The sequence below is a fragment of the Planomonospora parontospora genome (genome assembly GCA_014647935.1).
Taxonomy (GTDB): Bacteria; Actinomycetota; Actinomycetes; order Streptosporangiales; family Streptosporangiaceae; genus Planomonospora; species Planomonospora parontospora.
Genome location: BMQD01000033.1, coordinates 24,203 through 44,095, shown reverse-complemented (window position 1 = coordinate 44,095; position 19,893 = coordinate 24,203). Strand labels below are relative to the sequence as shown.

19 protein-coding genes are annotated in these 19,893 nt (G+C 73.6%); 5 read left to right on the top strand and 14 right to left on the bottom strand.

What is annotated here, in order from left to right; all coding sequences use genetic code 11:
* From IEZ07_RS31625 to wecB, 6 genes are all read right to left on the bottom strand, one after another.
* On the bottom strand, positions 1–1,270 hold a 1,270-nt coding region (locus IEZ07_RS31625; protein ID WP_191898156.1), incomplete at its 3' end, for a methyl-accepting chemotaxis protein.
* A 106-nt stretch (positions 1,271–1,376) separates the two neighbouring features.
* Positions 1,377–1,751 (bottom strand): hypothetical protein, encoded by a 375-nt coding sequence (locus IEZ07_RS31620; protein ID WP_191898155.1) that lies wholly within the window; start codon positions 1,749–1,751, stop codon positions 1,377–1,379.
* Complete coding sequence (locus tag IEZ07_RS31615; RefSeq protein WP_191898154.1) at positions 1,738–2,376, bottom strand: PilZ domain-containing protein; 639 nt, start codon at positions 2,374–2,376, stop codon at positions 1,738–1,740. The genes IEZ07_RS31620 and IEZ07_RS31615 overlap by 14 nt, the downstream gene beginning before the upstream one ends.
* On the bottom strand, positions 2,373–3,701 hold the full coding sequence (locus IEZ07_RS31610; RefSeq protein WP_191898153.1) for a hypothetical protein: 1,329 nt from the start codon (positions 3,699–3,701) through the stop codon (positions 2,373–2,375). Before IEZ07_RS31610 ends, IEZ07_RS31615 begins: the two co-directional genes overlap by 4 nt.
* Positions 3,679–5,700 (bottom strand): flagellar biosynthesis protein FlhA, encoded by a 2,022-nt coding sequence (gene flhA, locus IEZ07_RS31605; protein ID WP_204054765.1) that lies wholly within the window; start codon positions 5,698–5,700, stop codon positions 3,679–3,681. The genes IEZ07_RS31610 and flhA overlap by 23 nt, the downstream gene beginning before the upstream one ends.
* Positions 5,701–5,916: 216 nt before the next feature.
* Positions 5,917–7,089, bottom strand: a complete 1,173-nt coding sequence (wecB, locus tag IEZ07_RS31600; protein ID WP_191898151.1) for a non-hydrolyzing UDP-N-acetylglucosamine 2-epimerase — start codon at positions 7,087–7,089, stop codon at positions 5,917–5,919.
* 202 nt (positions 7,090–7,291) lie between these two features.
* Here wecB and IEZ07_RS31595 point away from each other — a divergent pair, with 202 nt between their 5' ends.
* From IEZ07_RS31595 to IEZ07_RS31585, 3 genes are all read left to right on the top strand, one after another.
* The gene (locus tag IEZ07_RS31595) at positions 7,292–8,935 is read left to right on the top strand and encodes a histidine kinase N-terminal 7TM domain-containing diguanylate cyclase (RefSeq protein ID WP_191898150.1); all 1,644 of its coding nucleotides are present in this window, start codon (positions 7,292–7,294) and stop codon (positions 8,933–8,935) included.
* A gap of 272 nt (positions 8,936–9,207) precedes the next feature.
* Entirely contained in the window at positions 9,208–10,872 is a 1,665-nt protein-coding gene (locus tag IEZ07_RS31590; protein WP_191898149.1) for a methyl-accepting chemotaxis protein, read from the top strand.
* 47 nt (positions 10,873–10,919) lie between these two features.
* The gene (locus IEZ07_RS31585) at positions 10,920–12,011 is read left to right on the top strand and encodes a sugar ABC transporter substrate-binding protein (RefSeq protein ID WP_191898148.1); all 1,092 of its coding nucleotides are present in this window, start codon (positions 10,920–10,922) and stop codon (positions 12,009–12,011) included.
* Between the two features lie 396 nt (positions 12,012–12,407).
* Here IEZ07_RS31585 and IEZ07_RS31580 read toward each other — a convergent pair whose 3' ends face one another.
* The 5 genes from IEZ07_RS31580 to IEZ07_RS31560 all read right to left on the bottom strand — a co-directional run bounded on the left by IEZ07_RS31580 (position 12,408) and on the right by IEZ07_RS31560 (position 16,244).
* The gene (locus IEZ07_RS31580) at positions 12,408–13,190 is read right to left on the bottom strand and encodes a sulfite exporter TauE/SafE family protein (RefSeq protein WP_191898147.1); all 783 of its coding nucleotides are present in this window, start codon (positions 13,188–13,190) and stop codon (positions 12,408–12,410) included.
* Positions 13,191–13,324: 134 nt separating this feature from the next.
* Positions 13,325–13,918, bottom strand: a complete 594-nt coding sequence (locus tag IEZ07_RS31575) for a rhodanese-like domain-containing protein (protein WP_191898146.1) — start codon at positions 13,916–13,918, stop codon at positions 13,325–13,327.
* Between the two features lie 80 nt (positions 13,919–13,998).
* On the bottom strand, positions 13,999–15,426 hold the full coding sequence (locus IEZ07_RS31570; RefSeq protein ID WP_239321244.1) for an MBL fold metallo-hydrolase: 1,428 nt from the start codon (positions 15,424–15,426) through the stop codon (positions 13,999–14,001).
* Positions 15,427–15,473: 47 nt separating this feature from the next.
* Positions 15,474–15,788, bottom strand: a complete 315-nt coding sequence (locus tag IEZ07_RS31565) for a rhodanese-like domain-containing protein (protein WP_301549365.1) — start codon at positions 15,786–15,788, stop codon at positions 15,474–15,476.
* A gap of 192 nt (positions 15,789–15,980) precedes the next feature.
* Positions 15,981–16,244 carry a metal-sensitive transcriptional regulator gene (locus tag IEZ07_RS31560; protein ID WP_373868897.1) on the bottom strand — a complete coding sequence of 88 codons (264 nt, stop codon included), beginning with the start codon at positions 16,242–16,244 and terminating at the stop codon, positions 15,981–15,983.
* Between the two features lie 435 nt (positions 16,245–16,679).
* Here IEZ07_RS31560 and IEZ07_RS31555 point away from each other — a divergent pair, with 435 nt between their 5' ends.
* The gene (locus IEZ07_RS31555; RefSeq protein ID WP_191898145.1) at positions 16,680–17,603 is read left to right on the top strand and encodes a hypothetical protein; all 924 of its coding nucleotides are present in this window, start codon (positions 16,680–16,682) and stop codon (positions 17,601–17,603) included.
* A 55-nt stretch (positions 17,604–17,658) separates the two neighbouring features.
* Here the strand turns inward: IEZ07_RS31555 and IEZ07_RS31550 are convergent, their stop codons facing one another.
* Together IEZ07_RS31550 and IEZ07_RS31545 are read right to left on the bottom strand one after the other, a co-directional pair.
* Positions 17,659–18,087 carry a hypothetical protein gene (locus IEZ07_RS31550; RefSeq protein ID WP_191898144.1) on the bottom strand — a complete coding sequence of 143 codons (429 nt, stop codon included), beginning with the start codon at positions 18,085–18,087 and terminating at the stop codon, positions 17,659–17,661.
* Positions 18,084–18,320, bottom strand: a complete 237-nt coding sequence (locus IEZ07_RS31545) for a hypothetical protein (protein WP_191898143.1) — start codon at positions 18,318–18,320, stop codon at positions 18,084–18,086. Before IEZ07_RS31545 ends, IEZ07_RS31550 begins: the two co-directional genes overlap by 4 nt.
* Positions 18,321–18,899: 579 nt before the next feature.
* Here IEZ07_RS31545 and IEZ07_RS31540 point away from each other — a divergent pair.
* A complete protein-coding gene (locus IEZ07_RS31540; protein WP_068903977.1) occupies positions 18,900–19,265 on the top strand; it encodes a hypothetical protein in 366 nt (121 codons plus the stop codon).
* Positions 19,266–19,413: 148 nt separating this feature from the next.
* Here the strand turns inward: IEZ07_RS31540 and IEZ07_RS31535 are convergent, their stop codons facing one another.
* Positions 19,414–19,893 carry a hypothetical protein gene (locus tag IEZ07_RS31535; protein WP_068903976.1) on the bottom strand — a complete coding sequence of 160 codons (480 nt, stop codon included), beginning with the start codon at positions 19,891–19,893 and terminating at the stop codon, positions 19,414–19,416.

Genomic DNA, 19,893 nt, shown 5'->3' with positions numbered 1-19,893 from the left:
AGCCCTTGCCGGCGTCCCCGGCCCGCGCCGCCTCGATGGTGGCGTTCAGGGCCAGCAGGTTGGTCTGCTCGGCGATCGAGGTGATCGTCTTGATGACCGAGCCGATCTCCGCCGACGAGGCGCCGAGCTTGGCGACGGTCTCGTTGGTGGAGGTGGCCACGGTCACCGCCTGGGAGGCCACGGTGGCGCCCTCGTTGGCGTTGTGCGCGATCTCCCGGATCGACGCGCCCATCTCCTCGGTGCCGGCCGAGACGGTCTGCACGTTGTGCGAGACCTGGCCGGCCGCGGCGGCGACGTTGCCGGCCTGGGTGGAGGCCTCGTCCGCGCTGGCGGCGATGCGGTCGCTGACGCCCGACAGCTCGGTCGAGCTGGCGGCCAGCGTGTCGGCGCTGGTGGCCAGCTCCTCGATGGTCTGGCGGAGGGAGTCCCCGGCCTGGTTGACCGCCACCGCCATCTCGCCGACCTCGTCGCGGGAGGACACCTCGGCCCGCTCGGTCAGGTCGCCCCTCGCCACCGCGTCCAGGACGCGGGAGACCGCGCCCAGCGGGCGGACGATCAGCCGCGACACCACGAGCGCCAGTCCCAGCGCGAGCAGCAGGCCGCCGGCCAGCAACGCGAGGATCAGGGTGCGGGCGCTGCCGTAGCCGTCCTCGGCCGCGGCGGTCACCGCCTCGGCGTCGGCCTCCTCGAACTCCGCCAGCTCCTCCATCGCGGTGTTCATCTGCGTGGAGGCCGCGACGAACTCGGTCACCACCTGGGCGCTGTCGGTGGGCATGGCGAACCCGGCCGGAGGCTTCTCCCCCATGAAGGCGACGTTGCGGAGGGTCTGGTACCTCTCCCACGCCTCCTCGTAGCCGGTCAGGGTCTTCTGCCAGGCCGCGGAGGCGGGGGCGTCCTTCTTGTAGTCCGCGAACGCCTCGTCGACGTTCGCGGTGTACTCCTTCATCAGGTCCATCGCCTTCGCCTTGGTCGCGGGGTCGGGGATGGCGACGAAGCCCGTGGTGGCGTCGTACATGTTGGCCATCTGGCCGCGCAGCTCGGTGAGGTGGAGCACCCGGTGGACGTTGACCTGCTTCATCGACTTCAGGTCGTCGTTGAGGCCGCTCAGCCGGCTCAGCGCCACCGTGCTGACCCCGGCGCCCATGACGGCGACGATGCCCACGGAGGCGAGGATCTTGGTGCTGATGCGGCGGTCGGCGAACCACCCCAGCAGGCGGTTGCGGTTCGCGCTCACGACGGGGCGCGCGTTGTCTACGGACGTGCCGGTCACGTTCAGGTCCTTTCCAGTGCGAGACCGAGAGCTGCCGGGGTTGCCGTCAGACAGCCATCTCGGTCTCCCATCGGCGGCCGGACCGGTGAGATGAGGGGTCGGGGCGTCAGCCCCGGCCGTCTCCCGCGGTCAGCGCCGCGACCGGCGCGGGCGGGAGTTCGCCCGCGGGGACCGGGACCGCCGGCGGCGGCTCCGTCCTGTCGGCGGCGCGGCGGCCGGGCGGGTGCACCCGGTCGACCGACACGCTCATGACGCCGCCCTTCTCACCGCCCTTCTCGCCGGCCTCGGACGGGTCCTCGGCCCCGTAGGAGGCGGTGATCCGGCGCAGGGCGCCGATCATGAGGGCGCTGACCGCCACCGCGATCAGGTAGCGCGTCAGGGCCGTGGCGACGTCCAGGTCCTGCAGCACGAAGGCGTGCCACAGCGCCGGCGCGTCGAACACCAGGGCCAGCAGCAGCGTCGGCAGGCTAGTCACCGGCATTGGCGGCCGCCGTCCTGCGCGCGCGGATCTGCATGTTCATCACGTACCGGCGGATGATCTGCGCCTGCGCCTCCGGCGGGTCGTAGATGACGACCGCCACGACGGCGTCGCCCCCGGCCTCCGAGATGGTCAGCACGTTGCCCGCCAGCGCCACGAGGTTGTCGTCCAGCACCATCTTGACCATCACGTCCTGCTCGGCGGAGAGCCCGGCCGAGGTCCCCTGGCAGCGCGCTCCGCGCTCGGAGATGTCGACGAACCGGCCGTGGAACACCTCCCGGCCGCTGGCCAGGTCGAGCAGCCGGACCGGCTCTCCTCCGGCCACCCGTACGGCGTTGCGCCGGCTGAAGTAGTCCACGGTGCCCTCGGCCTCGATGGCCCAGAGGGCGACCCGGTCGCGCACGGACGCGGTGAACGTGCCGGGCGCGGTGTACAGGCCGCGGGGGCCGGTCCAGCGCACGAACACCTCCTCGCCGGGTTCCGGCACGTCGATGTCCCCGGCGCCGCGCGGCGCGGCCACCATGAGGATCAGCCCGTCGGTGTCCTCCACCCGCGTGGGGTAGACCCTGCCGTCCTGCAGGGCGATCTCCACGAGGGAGTTGACGTCGGGCAAGCTAACGGATGTCACGACTGCTTCTCCTCCAGCCGCTCGCACAGCAGGGCGGCCCACGCCTGCGCGGTGCCGGGCCGGTCCGCGAGATGGGAAACGGGGATGTCCAGGTCCAGGACGCTCGCCGGGTCGCCCGTGGCGGCCACGGCGTTCACCGCGATGGCGTCCACCTTGCCGAGCGTGCGCAGGTGGCGCGCGGTGTCGGCGGTCTTGCGGGTCGCGTCGACGACCGCCCACACGGCGGTCGCGCCGAGGCCGTCGGCGATCGCGCGCGCCCACTCGCCGTTGCCCTGCTCCGGGGTGGAGTCCACGACGACGACGTACGGCACGTCGTCGCGGTGGATCTTCCGCGCCCGCTGCTGGGCGGACCTCGGGCCGTTCAGCAGGCGCGTGTTGTGGATGCCGGTCCCGGCGGTGGAACGGGCCGCCAGCAGGACCTGGGCGGGGCCCACGTTCAGCAGGCGGGCGGCCTTCTCGGCCACGTGCAGGGCGGCGTGCGTCTCGCCGACGATGACGAGCACGTCGCCGGGGCCGCGCGGCGCCGGGGGCGCCTCGGGCAGGTCGGCCAGGGCGCGCTTCACCGCGGTGTACATGTCGGGGCCGACGGCCTGACGCGCCATGCGCGCGGGCAGGCCCAGCTCGGTGAGCGCCCGCTCGAACGGCCGCTCCTGCTCGACGACGGGCGGCTGGAAGGCCCGGGGCACGACCGCGCCGGACCGCTCCGGCCCGGCCGCCGGCGCCTGGTAGGCGCGGGCCGGCAGGGCGCCGGTCGCGCCGGTGTCGCCGTCGCGCTGCAGGGAGGCGAGCATGTCGGCGAAGGCCCGGTTCTCGGTGCCCGTCTCGACGACGAAGTCCTCCGGCACGAGCGGCACGGCCGGCGCCGCCGGCAGGGTCTGCACCGTGGGCGCGGCCGGGGCGGCGGCGTGCGTCGGGACGTTCGCCTGGGCGGGTACGGCCTGCGCCAGGTTGAGGGAGACGCTCGGCGCCGCCGCGGCGGGGCGCTGCGGCGCGGCCGCGGCCGCCGGCGGGGCGGCACGGGAGCCGGTGAGGCTCAGCCTCCGCTCCTGCTCCTCCGCGCGGGCCAGCAGCACCGTCATCGGGTCCGCGGGCGCGGCCGGGGCGGCGGGCGCCGCCTGGGGCGCGGACGCCGGAGCGGCGGGACGCTCGGCCGGGTCGGGCACCTCGACCGTCAGCTCGTAGCGCTGGCGGGCGAAGAACCCGGCGAACCCGCCGGTGCGGACGCGGTCGGCCGACACGATGGAGACGCCCGGCCCGTGCTCATCGCGGACCTGGGACAGCAGCTCCTCGATGTCGGATCCCTCAAGCAGCAAGCGCTTCGGCATCGGTCACGACTCCCAGGGTTTCCACGCGGAACGGGCATTCCGCGATCTCGGCATAGGACAGGAGGGGCAGGCGGGGCGCGCCGAACTTCAGCAGGCGGCGCAGGGGCATCCGGAGCTGGGGCGAGCAGACCAGCACCGGGCTGATGCCCTGCTGCTCGGCGGCCTCGGAGAGCTGGGCGGCGTGGCCGATCACGGCCTCGGCGCGGGCGGTGTCGAGGATCAGCTGCACGCCGCTCTCGGTGGGCCGCAGCGACTCCAGAAGCGCGTGCTCCAGCCGCGGGTCGAGCGTGAGCACCGGCAGCCCGCCGTCGGCGGCGTGCCGGGCGGCGATGGCCGGCCCCAGCGCGGAGCGGGCGGCCTCGTAGAGCGCGTCGGCGTCGGAGGTGTTCTTGCCCGCCAGGGACAGGGCCTCGAAGATGCGGACCAGGTCGCGGATGGAGACGCCCTCGTCGAGCAGCGACTGCAGGACCGTCTGGATCTGGCCCAGGCTGAGCAGCGCCGGGGTGAGCTCCTCCACCACGATCGGGTGCGTGCGCCGTACGACCTCGACCAGGGCGCGGACGTCCTCGCGGCCCAGCAGGCGGCTGGCGTTGGCGCGGACGATCTCCGACAGGTGGGTGATGATGACGGAGGCGCGGTCGACCACGGTGGCGCCGGTGAGCTCCGCCTGGTGGCGCAGCTCGGCGGGGACCCACTTGCCCTCCAGGCCGAACACCGGCTCCTGACCGGCCCGGCCGGGCAGGGCGTCCAGCCCGTCGCCGATGGCCAGCACGGTGCCGGGCGGGGCCTGGCCGCGGGCGACCTCCACGCCGTTGACGCGGACCACGTACGTCGACAGGGACAGGTCCAGGTCGTCGCGGGTGTGCACGGGCGGCATGATGACGCCGGTCTCCAGGGCGATCTTGCGGCGCAGCGCGCGGACCCGGTCGAGCAGGTCGCCACCGGCGGCGTCGACCAGGTCGATGAGGTCGGGGGCCAGGGCCAGCTCGAGCGGGTCGACCCGGATCTCCCCCATGAGCGACTCGGGGGAGTCGGGCGCCGGTCCGGCGAGCGCGGCGGCGTCCTCCTCGTCGTCCTTCGCGGCCGGCGCGACGGGCACCCGCTGGGCGAGGAACAGCACGGTGCCGCCGATGAGGAGGAAGGGCAGCTTGGGCAGGCCGGGGATCAGGGCCAGCGCCAGAGCGGCGCCGCCGCCGATCTGCAGGGCCCGCTTCTGCGCGCCGAGCTGGCCGATCACCGTGCTGCCCATGTCGCCCTCGCCGCTGGCGCGGGCGACCATGAGGCCGGTGGCGACCGAGAGCAGCAGGGCCGGGATCTGGGAGACCAGACCGTCGCCGATGCTGAGCAGGCTGTAGGTCTCGATGGCCTCGCCGGCCGGCATGCCCTTCTGCACCACGCCCACGGCGAAGCCGCCGACGAGGTTGATGAAGGTGATGATGATGGCGGCGATGGCGTCGCCCTTGACGAACTTCGAGCCACCGTCCATCGAGCCGTAGAAGTCGGCCTCGGCGGTGACCTCGTGGCGGCGCTTGCGCGCCTCCGCCTCGTCGATCAGGCCGGCGTTGAGGTCGGCGTCGATGGCCATCTGCTTGCCGGGCATGGCGTCGAGGGTGAAGCGCGCGCCGACCTCGGCGACGCGCTCGGCGCCCTTGGTGATGACGATGAACTGGATGATGACCAGGATCGTGAAGATCACGACGCCGACGATGAGGGAGCCGCCGACGACGAAGTGGCCGAACGCCTCGATGACGTTGCCGGCGAACCCGTCGAGCAGGACCAGGCGGGTCGCGCTGATGTTCAGGGCCAGCCGGAACAGCGTCAGGACGAGCAGCAGCGCGGGGAAGGAGGAGAACTCCAGCGGCCGCTTCACGTTCATGCTCACCACGACCACGATCAGCGCGATGGTGATGTTCGCGGCGATGAGGAGGTCGAGCAGGACCGTCGGCAACGGGATGACCATCATCACGACGATCAGAACCACGCCGATCGGAACAGCCATCTGGCTGATTCCCCTGGGCAATGCGGTGCCCCCTCCGCTGCTCGCATGGAACGTCCGGCCGGTCTGCTCCGTGGCCGCGCACGCCGTCCTGGCGAATTCCCCCATCGGCCCCCGCCGTACGGTCCTGAGGATTTCCGCCCGTGCGGCGTGCGGAAAAAGGGAAGCCCGAACAGCCGCGACGCCGGTGGGCGCGCCGCGGCTGGGCCGGGGAGAGGGTCAGGCGACGGCCAGGTCGCCCTCACCGGACTCGGTGGACCGCCCGGCGCCGGCCAGGTCGAGGGCGAGGCGGTTCACGACGCGCTCGGCCGCCCGCCCGTCCCCGAACGGGTTGACGGCGGTCGCCATCCGCTCGTACGCGGCGCGGTCGTCGAGCAGGCGGTGGGCGGCGCCGATGACGTCGGCCGGCTCGGTGCCCACCAGCAGCGCGACGCCGGCGTCCACCGCCTCGGGCCGCTCGGTCGTGGTGCGCAGCACCAGCACCGGCTTGCCCAGCGTCGGCGCCTCCTCCTGGACGCCGCCGGAGTCGGTCAGGACCAGGTCGCAGGCGGCGAGGGTGGCGGCGAAGTCGAAGTAGTCCAGCGGCTCGACCAGCTTGACGTGCGGCAGGCCGTCCAGGACGGGCAGCAGCGCCTCCCGTACGGCGGGGCTCTTGTGCAGCGGGAGCACGATCTCCACGTCGGGCCGTCCGGCCAGTTCCCCCAGGGCCTCGGCGATGCCGTGCATGGTGCCGCCCTGGTTCTCCCGGCGGTGCAGGGTCACCAGGACCCGCCGGCGGGAGGTGACGAACGCCGACCGGCCCTCGCCGCGCTCCAGCACCCACAGCAGGTTGTCGATGACGGTGTTGCCGGTGACCTGGATGTCGCCCGCGGGCACGCCCTCGGCCCGCAGGTTCGCGGCCGAGCCCTCGGTGGGCGCGAAGTGCCAGCGCACCATGGGCGCCACCAGGCGGCGGTTGAGCTCCTCCGGGAAGGGGTTGCCGATGACGCCGGTGCGCAGTCCCGCCTCCACGTGCGCGACGGGCACGCCCTCGTAGAAGGCGGCCAGGGCGCCGGTCATCGCCGTCGTCGTGTCGCCCTGGACGACCACCACGTCGGGCCTGTCGTCGCGTACGGCCTCGCCCAGGCCGCTGATCAGCCGGGCCGTCAGGCCCGACAGCCTCTGCCGGTCGCGCATGACGGCCAGGTCGCGGCTGCTGTCCATGCGCAGGCGCTGCAGCATCTGGTCGAGCATCTCGCGGTGCTGGCCGGTGGAGATCACCATGGGTTCGAACAGGGGGGACGCGCTCATCGCGCGCAGCACCGGGGCGAGTTTGATGGCCTCCGGCCGGGTTCCGAGGACGAGTGCCGCACGGATGCGGTCCCCTCGGCGGGGGAGGTGGGTCGCGGGCATCGGCGGGAGACTCCTGACCTTCGGTGACGTATCGCGGAGACCCCTGGCCGCGCGGGTGGCGGCCACGGGGATCCCACGCCTCCGATCGGCCGGGAACGCGCCGGGCTTAGCCGGAACCCTCAGATCCGTCCGTGGCCGCGCCGATGGGGGATGCACGTCTGTCACGCGCCGGGATACCAGGAAATCGGAGGAATTGAGGGGAATGGAGGGAGTCGTCTACGTCCTGCTCTTCTCGCTGTCCACGATGGTGGCCTGCGCCGTGGCGGTCGTCGCCTGGCGCCGTCGGCGCTCGGCACCCGCGGTCGGCACGGTGGCGGTCGTCTCGGCGAGCACCGCGGTCTGGTCCGGCACGGCCGTGTTCGGCCGCCTGGTCCCGGTCCCGGAGCTGGTCGCGCTGACGGGTGCCGCCGCCATGATCGCGGTGTCCGTCATGACCTCGGCGTACCTGTGCCAGTCCCTGGCCGTGGCCGACCGCGGCTGGCGGCTCTCGCGCCGGACGGCGCTGTGGCTCTCGGCCGAACCCGCGCTCTTCGCGGTCGTGCTCCTGACCGACTCCTGGCACCGGCTCGTCATCTCCTCCGCCGGACTGGACGGCGCGGGCGACATCGTGGTCCGGTTCGGCCCGCTGTTCTGGGCGCACACCGCCTACGGCGCCGCCCTGGTCGTCGCGGCCACCACGCGGCTGACCCGCGCCTGGCTGCACGGCCCGCGCTCCCAGCGCCGGCTGTACGGGTTCGTGCTGCTGGGGAACGTCCCCTCCGCGCTGGGCGGTGTCGCCAGCCTGCTGGGGGTGACCGGGACGGTCGGGGCGGCCCCCCAGGTGGTGGCCCCGCTCGGGTTCTGCGCCAGCGCGGCCCTGACCTACTGGGCCCTGGCGCGGCTGTCGCTGCACGAGCTGGTGCCGGTGACGCGCACCCACCTCTTCGACATGATCAGCGACGTGGTCGTCACGGCCGACGGCTCCGGCCGCGTCCTGGACGTCAACCCGGCGGCCGACCGGCTGGCGCGCCGGCTGGCGCCGGGCCTGCCCGACCGGCTGGTGGGGCTCCCGATCACGGCGGTCCTGGGCGGCATGCCGGTCGCGGACCGCCTGGAGGACGGGCTGGAGGTCAGCCTGGCCGTCACCGACGCCGAGGACCGCACGGTGGACCTGGACATGCGGGTCAGCGCGCTGAACGACAGCCGGGGCGAGCCGGTGGGCTGGGCGGTCGTGGCCCGGGACGTGACCGCGCTCAACGACCAGCGGCGCGAGCTGCAGGAGACCAACGACCGCCTGCACGAGCAGGTGGCCACGATCGAGGCGCTCCGGGCGAACCTGGCCGAGCAGGCGGTGCGCGACACGCTGACCGGACTGCACAACCGCCGGTTCCTGATGGAGTCGCTGCAGCGGCAGATGCGGCTGGCGGCGGCCGAGGGTTCTCCGCTGAGCGTGGCGCTGCTGGACATCGACCACTTCAAGCAGATCAACGACCGCTACGGGCACGGGGCGGGCGACCAGGTGCTGGCCCGGTTCGCCAAGCTGGTGAGCGGGCGGATCCGGGCCGACGACGTGGTGGCCCGCTACGGCGGCGAGGAGTTCGTCATCGTGCTGCCCGGGGCCACCGGCGAGCAGGCCCTGGAGCGGGTGGACGCGCTGCGCGCGTGGGTGGCGGCCGGGCGGATGCCGGCGGCGGGCCGGACGCTGACGGTGACGTTCAGCTCGGGGGTCGCGACGCTGACCGGCAAGCAGAGCCCCGAGGAACTGCTGCACGCCGCCGACGAGGCCCTGTACGAGGCCAAGCGGGCCGGCCGCAACCAGGTGAAGCTCGCCGCGGCGGAACCGGACCCGTCCGCCGCCGCCGCCTGAACACCCGGCCGCCTGAGCACCCGGCCGCCTGAGCACCCGATCCCCTGAACACCGGGTCCCCTGAGCACCCGATCCCCTGAACACCCGGCCGTCCGGGCGTGCCCGCGGCGGAGCGCTCCCGATCACCGCGGGCCCGCGGAGGGGCGCGGATCGTTGCCGATCCGCAACCGGTCATACATGAGAAAGGCTCAGCTCACGCGTTCCGTGCCCGATGGGCCGACTGCCACCGGCATGGCCGGCGGCCGGGATCTTCTTGAAGGGACATGGCGCCGATGAACCACGCGTCAGGCGGACGGGCGCGGCAGGAGGCCGCGCCGTCCGCGAACACGCCGCGGCGCAGGGCCGTCCTGCGCACCGTGGCCAACATGCCGATCTCACGCAAGCTGCTGCTGCTCGTGGCGCTGGGCTGCTCGGTCGCGGCGGTCGTCGTCGCGGTCGGCCTGTCCGGGCTCGGCAGCGTCGACCAGCGGGTCGAGGAGATCTACCGCGGCAACCTGGAGCCGTCCGCGCAGCTCTCGAAGATCAACTCCGCGGCGCTGCAGGTCCAGAACAACATCGCCAACCTCGCCCTGTCCGACGGGCCGGTGGCCCGCAAGTCCTTCCTCGACGGGATCGAGCAGGCCGACGGACAGCTCACCGAGGCGCTGGAGACCTACCGCACGTCGGTCAGCGAGGACGCCCAGCGCGAGCTGGTCGACCGGTTCGACATCTGGTGGACGGCCTACCGCACCATCCTGGAGAACCGCCTGCTCCCGCTCGCCGAATCCGGCGCCGAGGCCGACTTCCAGCAGGCCTTCCTCGGCGACGGGCAGACCACCAGCGCCAACGCGATGGCGGCCCTGGAGGAGCTGCTGCAGTACGAGCAGACCAGCGGCGCCGCCGCGGCGGCCGCGGCCCACTCCGCGCACGACACCGCGCGCAACCTCATGCTCGCCGCCCTCGTGGCCGGCCTGCTCGTCGCGCTCGCGCTCAGCCGCTACATCGCCGGCCTGATCGTCAAGCCGCTCCGGCGGATGCACAAGGTGCTCCAGGCGCTGGCCGGAGGCGACCTCACCGCCCAGGTCGAGACCGCGCAGCGCGACGAGGTGGGCGAGATGGCGCAGGCCCTGGCGGTCGCGACCGCCAGCACCCGCGACGCGGTCCGCGCGCTCGGCGAGAACTCCGAGGCGCTGGCCGCCGCCGCCGAGGAGCTCGCGGCGATCAGCTCGCAAATGGGCGCCAGCGCCGGTCAGGCCTCCGGCCGCGCCGAGGGCGTCGCCGACGCCGCCAACCAGGTCAGCGCGCACGTGGCGGCGGTCGCCGCCGGCGCCGAGGAGATGGGCGCGTCGATCCAGGAGATCTCCCGCAACACCGCCGAGGCCGCCCACGTGGCCACCCGCGCGGTGAACATCGCCAGGTCGGCGAACGACACGATCGCCAAGCTCGGCGCGTCCAGCGCGGAGATCGGCGACGTCGTCAAGACCATCACCTCGATCGCCCAGCAGACCAACCTGCTCGCGCTCAACGCCACCATCGAGGCCGCCCGCGCCGGCGAGTTCGGCAAGGGCTTCGCCGTCGTGGCGCAGGAGGTCAAGGACCTCGCCCAGGAGACCGCGAAGGCCACCGAGGACATCGGCCGCCGGGTGCAGACCATCCAGGCCGACACCGGCGCGGCGGTCTCCGCCATCAGCGAGATCACCGACGTCATCGCCCAGGTCAGCGAGTACCAGGAGACCGTGGCCGCCGCCATCGAGGAGCAGGCCGCGACGACCCGGACGATGAGCCGCAGCGTCGCCGACGCGGCGGCCGGGTCCAGCGGCATCGCCGCGAACATCGACGGCGTCGCCGACGCCACCGACATGGCCAGCCAGGGCGTGGCCAGCACCACCGAGGCCGTCAGCGAGCTGGCGGGCATGGCCGCCCGGATGCGCACGCTCGTGTCGCGCTTCACCTACTGATCCGGCCGGCGAGCGGTTCCCCAGGCCTCGAACGGAGACGACAGACAATGCGCAAGTACCGACGTGTGACGGCCGCGGCGGCCGCGGCCCTGGCCGGGACGATCCTGACCGGCTGCGGCGTCCTGCCGGGATCCGGCGGCGACGAGCCCGCCGCCGCGGCGAAGGCGGCCGGACGGGTGGCCCTGCTGCTGCCCGAACGCGCCGCGAGCCGCTACGACGCGGCGGACGCGCCGTACTTCTCGCAGCGGCTCAAGCAGCTCTGCCCCGGCTGCGAGATCGACTACCGCAACGCCGAGCAGGACGCCGACGAGCAGCTGGCCCAGGCCGAGGAGGCCCTGGAGGAGGGCGCCGAGGTGCTGGTGCTCACGCCAGTCGACAGCGCCGCGGCCGCGAAGATCGTGGAGAGGGCGCACGACCGCGACGTGCCGGTCATCTCCTACGACCGCCTGGTGCTCGGCACCGCCGTCGACTACTACGTCTCCTTCGACAACGCGAAGGTCGGCCGGCTGCAGGCGGAGTCGCTGCTGTCGGCGCTCGGCGGCAAGGCGGGCAGCGGCGAGATCCTGTGGATCAACGGCTCCCCGACCGACAACAACGCCACCCTGTTCAAGCAGGGCGCGCACGCGACGCTCGACGGCAAGGTCCGCATCGCGGCGGAGTTCGACACCCCCGAGTGGAACCCGGACAACGCCAAGGCCTGGACCGCCCGCACGCTGCCGTCCCTGCGCGGCCGCGACCTGGTCGGCGTCTACGCGGCCAACGACGGCACGGCGGGCGGCGCCATCGCGGCGATGAAGGCGGCCGGGCTGCCGGCCGTACCGGTCACCGGGCAGGACGCCGAGATCGCCGCGCTCCAGCGCATCCTCGTCGGACGGCAGCACATGACCGTCTACAAGGCGGTGCGGATGCAGGCGGAGAAGACCGCCGAGCTGGCGTTCGCGCTGCTGCGCGGCGAGAAGCCGGAGGCCGGCGCCACGGTGGACAACGGCGCCGGAGCGGTGCCGTCCGTCCTGCTCGACCCGGTCGCCGTCACCAAGGAGACCATCAAGGAGACCGTGGTCAAGGACGGCTACGTCACGCCGGGCGCGCTGTGCGCCGGCGCCTACGCCGACGCCTGCTCGGCCGCCGGCATCGGCTGACCCGCCGGGCCGGCCGACCGGGCGCCCGGGTCGGCCGCCGGCTCGGTCACCCGGTCGACCGGCCACTCGACCGGTCGGTGGCGGAGGCCCGTGGAGCCCTGCCGAGGCGTACGGGGATCCGCGCCTGCCCGACCCCCCGGCCGGGCAGGCGGCGCCGGTCTGGGGCCGGACCCCGGGCCGGAGCCTGACCGGACTCCTTCCCCGGAGGCGGTCCCCGGCCCGACCATCCGAAGAAAAGATGACGATTCAATTGCATAAATCATTGGTCGTCATGCTATTTGGCTCTTTACGTGTTTTGCCGGATCCGCTGGGCCGATGCCGGACCCGACCCGCGGTCCCGTCGGCGCTGGGGGCGGATTCGGCCGGTCGCGGGGCGCTCTGCCTGCCGGGGCCGGTTCAGCCGCTCAGGGCGGCCGGGTTCACCAGCGCCTGGACGGCGACGAAGACCGCCACGGCGAAGACGAGGTAGGCGAACCAGCGGCGCAGCCGTACCGGGTCCAGGCGGCGGCCCAGCCGGGCGGCGGCCAGCGACCCGGCCACCGCCGCGGCGGTGAAGGAGGCGATGACGCCGTAGTCCAGCACCGCGTCCCCGGCGTGGGCGGCGAACCCGGCGACCGCGTTGACGACGACGATCAGCAGCGAGGTGCCGACCGCGGCCGTCATCGGCAGCCCCAGTCCGAGCACCAGGGCCGGGATGATCAAGAACCCGCCGCCGACGCCGAACAGGCCGGTCAGCACGCCCACGGCCGCGCCCGCGACGACGCTCTTGGGCAGGCAGCTGCGCCAGTTGACCCCGCCGCCGGGCAGCGCGCACGCCCCGCCCACGGTGGTCCGTTCGGCCAGCATCCGCCAGCCGGCCACCACCATGAGGGCGGCGAACCCGATCAGGACCGCCTGCGGCGGCAGCAGCCGGTTGAGGGCGGCGCCGGCGAAGGCGGCCGCCGCGCCGGCGCCGCCGAAGACGGCGGCGATGCGCCAGCGCACCTGGCCCGCGCGGATGCGGGGCAGCACGGCGGTGGCCGAGGAGATGCCCACCACCAGCAGGGAGGCCGGCACGGCCGAGGCCAGCGGCAGGCCCGCGCCGTAGACGAGGGCGGGCACGGCCAGGATGGAGCCGCCGCCGCCCAGCAGCCCGAGCAGGACGCCGATCACGGCGCCGAGGCCGAGTGCGGTCAGCATCTCCGTCTCCGTTCAGTCGGTTCGTTCAGTCGGTTCGATCGCTTCGTCCGGCCGCTTGGATCGGTCGCTTGGGTCGCTCGCTCCGTCAGGGCGGCGCGTCCGCCGGTCAGGCCGGGCGGACGCGCCGCCCCGGCTCATTTGCGCTCGTCGGCCAGGGCGCCCAGCACGGTGGCGATGTCGGTGCGCGGGCCGCGGTTGTAGGGGAGCCTGGCCAGGGCCATGCCCATGGCGCAGGTGTTGGACAGGGCGGCGAAGGTCAGCCCGCCGCCGATGGCCGCGGCGATCCACTTGGCCCGGGGCAGCACCGTGCTGGTCAGCACCGAGCCCAGCACGATGGAGCCGGCGACCAGGCGAACCTGGCGCTCCAGCTCCCAGCGGGGCCTGCCGGTGGCCACCGGGGCTCCGGCCGCCTGCCAGGCGGTGATCCCGCCGGACAGGACGCGCAGGTTGGGCAGGCCCGCGGCCGTGAGGGCCTGCTCGGCCGATGCGGCGCGCTGCCCGGAGCGGCAGATGAGCACGACCTGCTCGTCGAGGTGGGCGCGGAGTTCGGCGCGGTGCTCGCGCAGCAGGTCCAGCGGCACGTTGTAGGAACCGGGGATGTGGGCGGTCTCGAACTCGCCGGGGGTGCGCACGTCGATCAGCCGGGGCGCCTCGCCGGACTCCAGGAGCCCTCTCAGGGCGGCGGCGTCCAGGGCGGCGGGGGCCTTCGGGGTGTCGGCGGCGGTCATGCGGTCTCCTTGTCGAGGGGTGAGGGTGGTCGGCCGGTTCCGGGAGACGGCCGTCTCCCGGGGGCGGTTGTTCCGGCCGGTCAGTTCTCGGGGGCGGTGATGGTCAGGCCCGCGCCGGCGGCATCGGCGTAGGCGTCGTCGATGTGCACCACCGTCCGGCCGGCCCGCTGCAGCAGGCTGGTGGCGGCGGCGGCCCGGTAGCCGGAGCCGCAGTGCACCCACACCGTGCCGTCCGGCACGTCGGCCAGGCGGTGCGGCAGGTCGGGCAGCGGGATGTGGACGGCGCCGTCGAGGTGCCCGGCCCGCCATTCGTTCGTCATGCGCACGTCCAGCACGACGTCCGGCGCGGGCAGGTCGCGGACGGTACGGCCGGCGCGGGCGGCGGCCAGGTCGGTGAAGGCGGCCACCGTCAGCTCGGCCAGCCGGGCCTGCTCGCCGCCGGCCCACTGCTCGGGGGTGCCGGTCGCGGCGGCGGCCGGGCGGTCGATGCCGATGCGCGCCAGCTCGCGCTGGGCGGCGACGACCTGTTCTGCCGACTCGCCCAGCAGCGTGATGGGCGCCCCCCACGGGGCCATCCAGCCCAGCCAGGTCGACATCGGCCCGTCCAGGCCGAAGCTCAGGGTGCCGGCCAGGTGCCGGGTGGCGAACGCCTTGCGCGAACGCAGGTCCACCACCCACTCGCCGGCCTCGATGCGCTCCCGCAACTGCGCGGCGTCGGCCGCCCGCACCGGGGTCAGGTCGATCAGGTCGGCGCCGCCGCCGTTGCGCGCGCCCATGTGGGCGTAGTAGGCGGGGTAGGCGTCCAGCCCCGCCAGCGTCTGGGAGACGAAGTCGTCGGCCTCCAGGCGCAGCGCGGCGTTGGCCTGCCTCTCCCGGCCGATGGTGGAGGCCGGGGCGTCGGACTGGGTGGCCGAGCAGAAGCTGCCGAAGCCGTGGGTGGGCCAGATGTGCGCGCCGTCGGGCAGCAGGTCGGCCAGGCGGCGCGCCGAGGCGTGCTGATGGTGGGCCAGGGTGTGGGCGTGCTCGGCGCCGAGCAGGTCGGTGCGGCCGGTGGTGCCGAACAGCAGCGAGCCGCCGGTGAAGACGCCCTCGGGGCCGTCCGGGCCGGTCAGGATGTACGACAGGTGGTGGAAGGTGTGGCCCGGGGTGGCCACCGCCTGCACGCGCATCGTGTCCGACAGGGTGATCTCGTCGCCGTCGGCGACCGGCAGCCGCTCGAAGCCGACGGTGTCGGCGCCGGCGACCAGGTAGGCCGCGCCGGTCAGGCGGGCCAGGGCCAGACCGCCGGAGACGTAGTCGTTGTGCAGGTGGGTCTCGGCCACGTGCGTGATGCGCACGCCGAGCCGGCCGGCCAGGGCCAGGATCCGGTCGATGTCGCGCTGCGGGTCGACCACCAGCGCGACGCGGCCGTCGTGGGCCAGGTAGCTGCGGTCGCCCAGGGAGGAGGTCTCCACCACCTCGACGTGGATCGTGGTCATCGTCTCGCCGCCTTCGTGTGTCGTCGTCATCGCTGTCGGGATCGGATCATCGGTTCCGGGTGGGCGGTTCCGGGCCGTCAGCGGCCCTTCTCCAGCGGCAGGCCGGCCCGCTGCCAGGCGTTGGTGCCGCCGGCCAGGGAGCGCACCCGCGCTCCGGCGTTCTGCAGGGCCTGGGCGGCGACCGCGCTGCGGCCCCCGGACAGGCAGACCGTCACCACGTCCTTGCCCGCGTAGCCGGCCAGGTGCGGGCCCAGCTCGTCCAGCGGGACGTTCACCGCGCCCGCCAGGTGGCCGGAGGCGAACTCTGGGCGGGTGCGCACGTCCAGCAGGACGGTGCCGGTCAGGTCGCTGCGCCGCAGCTCGGCGATGGTTGTCTCACGGATCGTCATCATGTGACTCCTCAGCGAATATACCCGGGGGGGTATCTTTTGGACAAATGGATTCCCTGGTTCGGAGGCGCCTCCCGCCGGCCCACCCGGCGGGCGGAAGGCGTTCCGCGCCGGATGCGCGGGCCGGGCCGCCCCGGTGCGAGCCCGGGACGGTGCGGGGCCCTCCAGTCCGCCTCCAAGACGTCTCGGGACGTCTCAGGACAGGGCCAGGAACAGCTTCTCCAGCCGCTCGGGGGTGATCGGCGGCTCCTGGCCGGTCTCGCGCGCCAGCTGGCACTGCTGCAGACCAGTTGAGATGATCTTGAATCCGGCCCGGTCCAGCGCCTTGGACACCGCCGCCAGCTGGGTCAGCACCCGCTCGCAGTCCTCGGCGTTCTCGATCATCGCGATCACTCCGCCCAGCTGGCCGTGGGCCCGCTTGAGCCGGGTGAGCGCGTCCGCCAGGACCGTCGCGTCCATCTCCACCTGCTTCGCCTTCCTGCCCGATGTGCACACCAGGGCCGCAGAGGGGCCCATGCGCCCCCACCTAGGGGCAGGGCCGCCGGGTGGGGCCCTCACCTTCTCAACACATACCCCTCGGGGTATATTTCCCGGGAAAGCGTCCGGTCAGGTGTCGCCCCCACGGCGGCAGCGCGACTCCGCGCCGCGCGGAGCACGGCCGCCCTGCGACGCCGGGTCAGGTGTCCCGTCTCGACGGGTCCGGCGTGGAACCGACGCGTCGACCTCCGACACGCCGACTCGGATGAGACCGCGGAGGACGAATCAGCGGAACACGCCGGCCCTGTGAGACGCGCCGGGTCGTCTGGGACAGGGCATCGGGCCCGCAAAAGCCGCAGCCGCCGAGGCGGGAGCCCCGGGTGGCGCCCGCCCGCCCCCGTCAATACAGTATTGACGGTGCCCACCAGAACGGTCCGGACGGTGCCGGAGGCCGAGGCGGCCCGCCGCGTCGAGGAGATCATCGAGCGCCGGGTCCGGTGCGGCGACCCCGACCGGGAGAAGCTCTGCGACGAGCCGGTGGAGCTGGTCGCCTACCTCGTCGCCCACCAGCGCGTGCCCGCCGAGGCGCTCCGGTGCGACGCGCTGGACGCTCTGGTCCTGCTGGAGTACGCCCGGCGCGCGGTGCCGGTCCTGCCCGGCCGCCTGGACCGGCTCGAGCACCGGGTCCTGACCCTCGGGATCGAGGCCGGGCTGAGCCTGGGGGAGCTGGCGGTCCCCCTGGGCCTGCGCTCGCGCCAGGCCGTGCAGCACCGCCTGCTCCGGCACGCGGCCGCCGAGCGCGGAGCGTCCCGCAGCGAGGTCGCCGAGCGGGCCGCCCGCCGCGCCGAGACCCGCGAGCGGGCCTGGCTGGACCGCCACGGAAGCGACCTGCTCTCCTGCGCCGGACGGCTCCTCGCCCACCGCGACCTGCTGGCCGGCGCCGCCGCGGCCGGGGGCCCCGCCTTCGGGACAAGCGCCGGGGCCGTTTCCGAAGCCGCCCCCGGGGCCGAAGCCGCTTCCGAGGCCGGCGCCGAGATCGCGGAGGCCTTCGACGAGCTCGCCGAGTCCCTCTCCCGCGTGCCCGCCGATCCCCGGGACCCCCGCCACGCCGCGCGGTACGTCACCCGGACCCGGCACCTGGCCGCCCGCCTCCGCCTGCTCCTGGCCGACCTCGCCGCCACCGGAGCCACCGGAGCCACCGGAGCCACCGCAGCAACCGGAGCCGCCGCCGCGGTCCCCGCCGGCCATCCGGTCCACGCCCTGCTGGCCCGGACCGCCCGCCTGGCCGCCGCCCACCAGTCCGCCGCCGCTCCGTCCCCACCGGCCCGCTCCCGCCCGTGAGCCGCCGGCGGTGTCCTCCGTCCGGACCGCGGCGGGGCATCTGTCGCTTTCGCGGTCAGCGCCAGCCGGTGGGCACGCCCGGGGCCGCTTTGCGGTAGACCTCCGGGTGCTCGGTGATGATCGTCCAGTCGTACAGCGGGTCGGGCTGGTTGCGGCGTTCGACGGCGGCCCACAGGGCGTGACCGACCGACAGGTCGTCCACTCCCGCCAGCTGGCAGACCGTGCCGATGTCGCGGGCGGTGACCCGGCCGACCTCGTCGAACATCTCGGGCTCGCCGAGCACGGAGACCAGGCCGATAAGGCGGTCGCGGGCCGGACCCGGCACGGCCTCCCGGTAAGCCTGCGCCAGGACCAGGGACGGGATCACGATCGGACGTTCGGCCTCCAGCGCCGTACCGATCATGGCCGCGGTGTAGACGTCGCCGGACAGGTGCAGCCGGACGGTGCTGGCGTCGAGGACCAGCCCGGGACCCAGAACGCTCACGCGGATCCGGGCAGCTGCAGGAACGAGCGGATGCGCGCCATGGCCGCCCGGTCCTCCTCGCTCTCGTCGAGCTGCGGCCTGCCGCCGATGCTGGCGTAGTAGGCACGCATCCTCAGGTCCTTGTCCACCCGGGCGCGCACGGCCTCCAGGACGTAGGCCGAGAGGTTGCCGGCGGCCAGCTCGCGCACGTGCGCCTCAAGGTCTTCGGGCATCGCCACGCTGATTCGGTTCATACGGCAAGCATACGATCTGCATACCGATCGCACCGGAGTTCCGGGACGGGCTCCCCGGGCTTCCACGGCGCGGCCCGGCGGCGGGCGGGCGTCTCCGGTCATCGTGCCCCGACGGCCGGAGACGCCCTTCCCGATGTGAGCACGGTACTGTCCCGCAGCGACCATCTCACATCAGATGTGTCTATCAGTGTCCATGTGTGCACAGCAAGTGACCATATGAGCAAGATGGACAAACGTCGCCCGGTGCGTTACCTGGGAGTAATTGCCATACCGGGACAGAACGTCCAGCCAGGACGGCCCGGCAGGGGCGACAGGGCAGCGTCCATCCCCTAGCCCGACTGATTTCAGCTGGTCACAGCCCACCTGACGACACCTGCGCAGCAATGAGCGATTACGCCGCGCTCGCGATCTTACGTCGCTTTTAGTATCTACTACATTACTCTCCGTGTTTGAGAAGAGAGTGGCGGGTATGGGCCGTTTGGGTCCAACGACAGCCGGCCGCCGGACGGCCGGGTGACGCGGGATCCGACGTGAGATCCGGTCCAGAAGAGGGCCGGACCGAGAAAGGAACCCACTTTCATGAGCAAGACACTGTCTCGCATCGTGTTCACGGGAGCCGCGGCGGCCGCGCTCGTGCTCTCCGCCTCGTCCGCGGCCCTGGCGGGTGGCGGCGGCGGCTACGGCTGCGGCACCGGCTGCGGTGGTGGCGGCGACACCTTCTACAAGAACAGCCGTTCGGTGGCCGGGCCGTACGGCGCCTCGAACGCCAACATCGCCAGCGGCACCGGCCGCGGCGGCTACGGCTACGGCGGCGGGTACGGCGGCTGCGGCTACAACCCGTGCGGTGGCGGCGGCTACGGCGGCGGCTCCTTCTACAAGGCCAACCAGTCGGTGGCCGGCCCGCAGGGCGCCGCCAGCAACAACGTGGTCAGCGCCGCCGACTGACCCGGATAGTGGATCACTCTCTGTAAACATGGGTGAGGCCCCGTCCGGCACTGCCGGACGGGGCCTCTTGGCGTCTTCCGCGACCTCCCGCCGCCGGCGCTTCCCGCGGACTCCCGCGGACTCCCGGGGGAACGGACCGCCCCGGCGCTCACCCGGCCAGGGAGAGCCAGAACCTGCCCGAGCCGTATCCGGCGATGTCGACCTTCAGATCCAGCCGGGCCCCGAGGGCCAGCAGGCGGCTGGTGGCGTCCGCGGGGGCCGCCTCACCGGGCATGTACGCCTCGTACAGCTTCAGGTGCGGCAGGTCCTGCTGGTTGAGCAGGCCCGTCAGGATGTTGCAGATCTCCCGGACGTTGTCGGACAGCATCGGGGTCAGCTCACCGTCCTCGATGGACGCCTCGGCGCCGCCCACCGGGATGAGACCGATGGCCGCCCCGGCGAAGGAGGCCAGATGGAGGTCGAAACCGACCACCGCCGTCAGCTTCCGCGAGTTGTCGACGTACAGGGCCACGACCGCCTTGCGCAGGCTCTCGGCGACAGCAGGGTCGGTGATGCCCACCGTGACGCCGCGACCGAGCATGTCCTCGAACAGGTCCTTTATGGCTTTTGGCGCCGGAAGTGTCGACAT

Bases quoted from the DNA above. Each gene is read 5' to 3' on its own strand.
- IEZ07_RS31620 (WP_191898155.1), bottom strand. From the start codon at position 1,751: ATGCCGGTGACTAGCCTGCCGACGCTGCTGCTGGCCCTGGTGTTCGAC.
- IEZ07_RS31610 (WP_191898153.1), bottom strand. From the start codon at position 3,701: ATGCCGAAGCGCTTGCTGCTTGAGGGATCCGACATCGAGGAGCTGCTG.
- flhA (WP_204054765.1), bottom strand. From the start codon at position 5,700: ATGGCTGTTCCGATCGGCGTGGTTCTGATCGTCGTGATGATGGTCATC.
- wecB (WP_191898151.1), bottom strand. From the start codon at position 7,089: ATGCCCGCGACCCACCTCCCCCGCCGAGGGGACCGCATCCGTGCGGCA.
- IEZ07_RS31595 (WP_191898150.1), top strand. From the start codon at position 7,292: ATGGAGGGAGTCGTCTACGTCCTGCTCTTCTCGCTGTCCACGATGGTG.
- IEZ07_RS31590 (WP_191898149.1), top strand. From the start codon at position 9,208: ATGAACCACGCGTCAGGCGGACGGGCGCGGCAGGAGGCCGCGCCGTCC.
- IEZ07_RS31585 (WP_191898148.1), top strand. From the start codon at position 10,920: ATGCGCAAGTACCGACGTGTGACGGCCGCGGCGGCCGCGGCCCTGGCC.
- IEZ07_RS31580 (WP_191898147.1), bottom strand. From the start codon at position 13,190: ATGCTGACCGCACTCGGCCTCGGCGCCGTGATCGGCGTCCTGCTCGGG.
- IEZ07_RS31575 (WP_191898146.1), bottom strand. From the start codon at position 13,918: ATGACCGCCGCCGACACCCCGAAGGCCCCCGCCGCCCTGGACGCCGCC.
- IEZ07_RS31570 (WP_239321244.1), bottom strand. From the start codon at position 15,426: ATGACGACGACACACGAAGGCGGCGAGACGATGACCACGATCCACGTC.
- IEZ07_RS31565 (WP_301549365.1), bottom strand. From the start codon at position 15,788: ATGATGACGATCCGTGAGACAACCATCGCCGAGCTGCGGCGCAGCGAC.
- IEZ07_RS31560 (WP_373868897.1), bottom strand. From the start codon at position 16,244: ATGGACGCGACGGTCCTGGCGGACGCGCTCACCCGGCTCAAGCGGGCC.
- IEZ07_RS31545 (WP_191898143.1), bottom strand. From the start codon at position 18,320: ATGAACCGAATCAGCGTGGCGATGCCCGAAGACCTTGAGGCGCACGTG.
- IEZ07_RS31540 (WP_068903977.1), top strand. From the start codon at position 18,900: ATGAGCAAGACACTGTCTCGCATCGTGTTCACGGGAGCCGCGGCGGCC.
- IEZ07_RS31535 (WP_068903976.1), bottom strand. From the start codon at position 19,893: ATGTCGACACTTCCGGCGCCAAAAGCCATAAAGGACCTGTTCGAGGAC.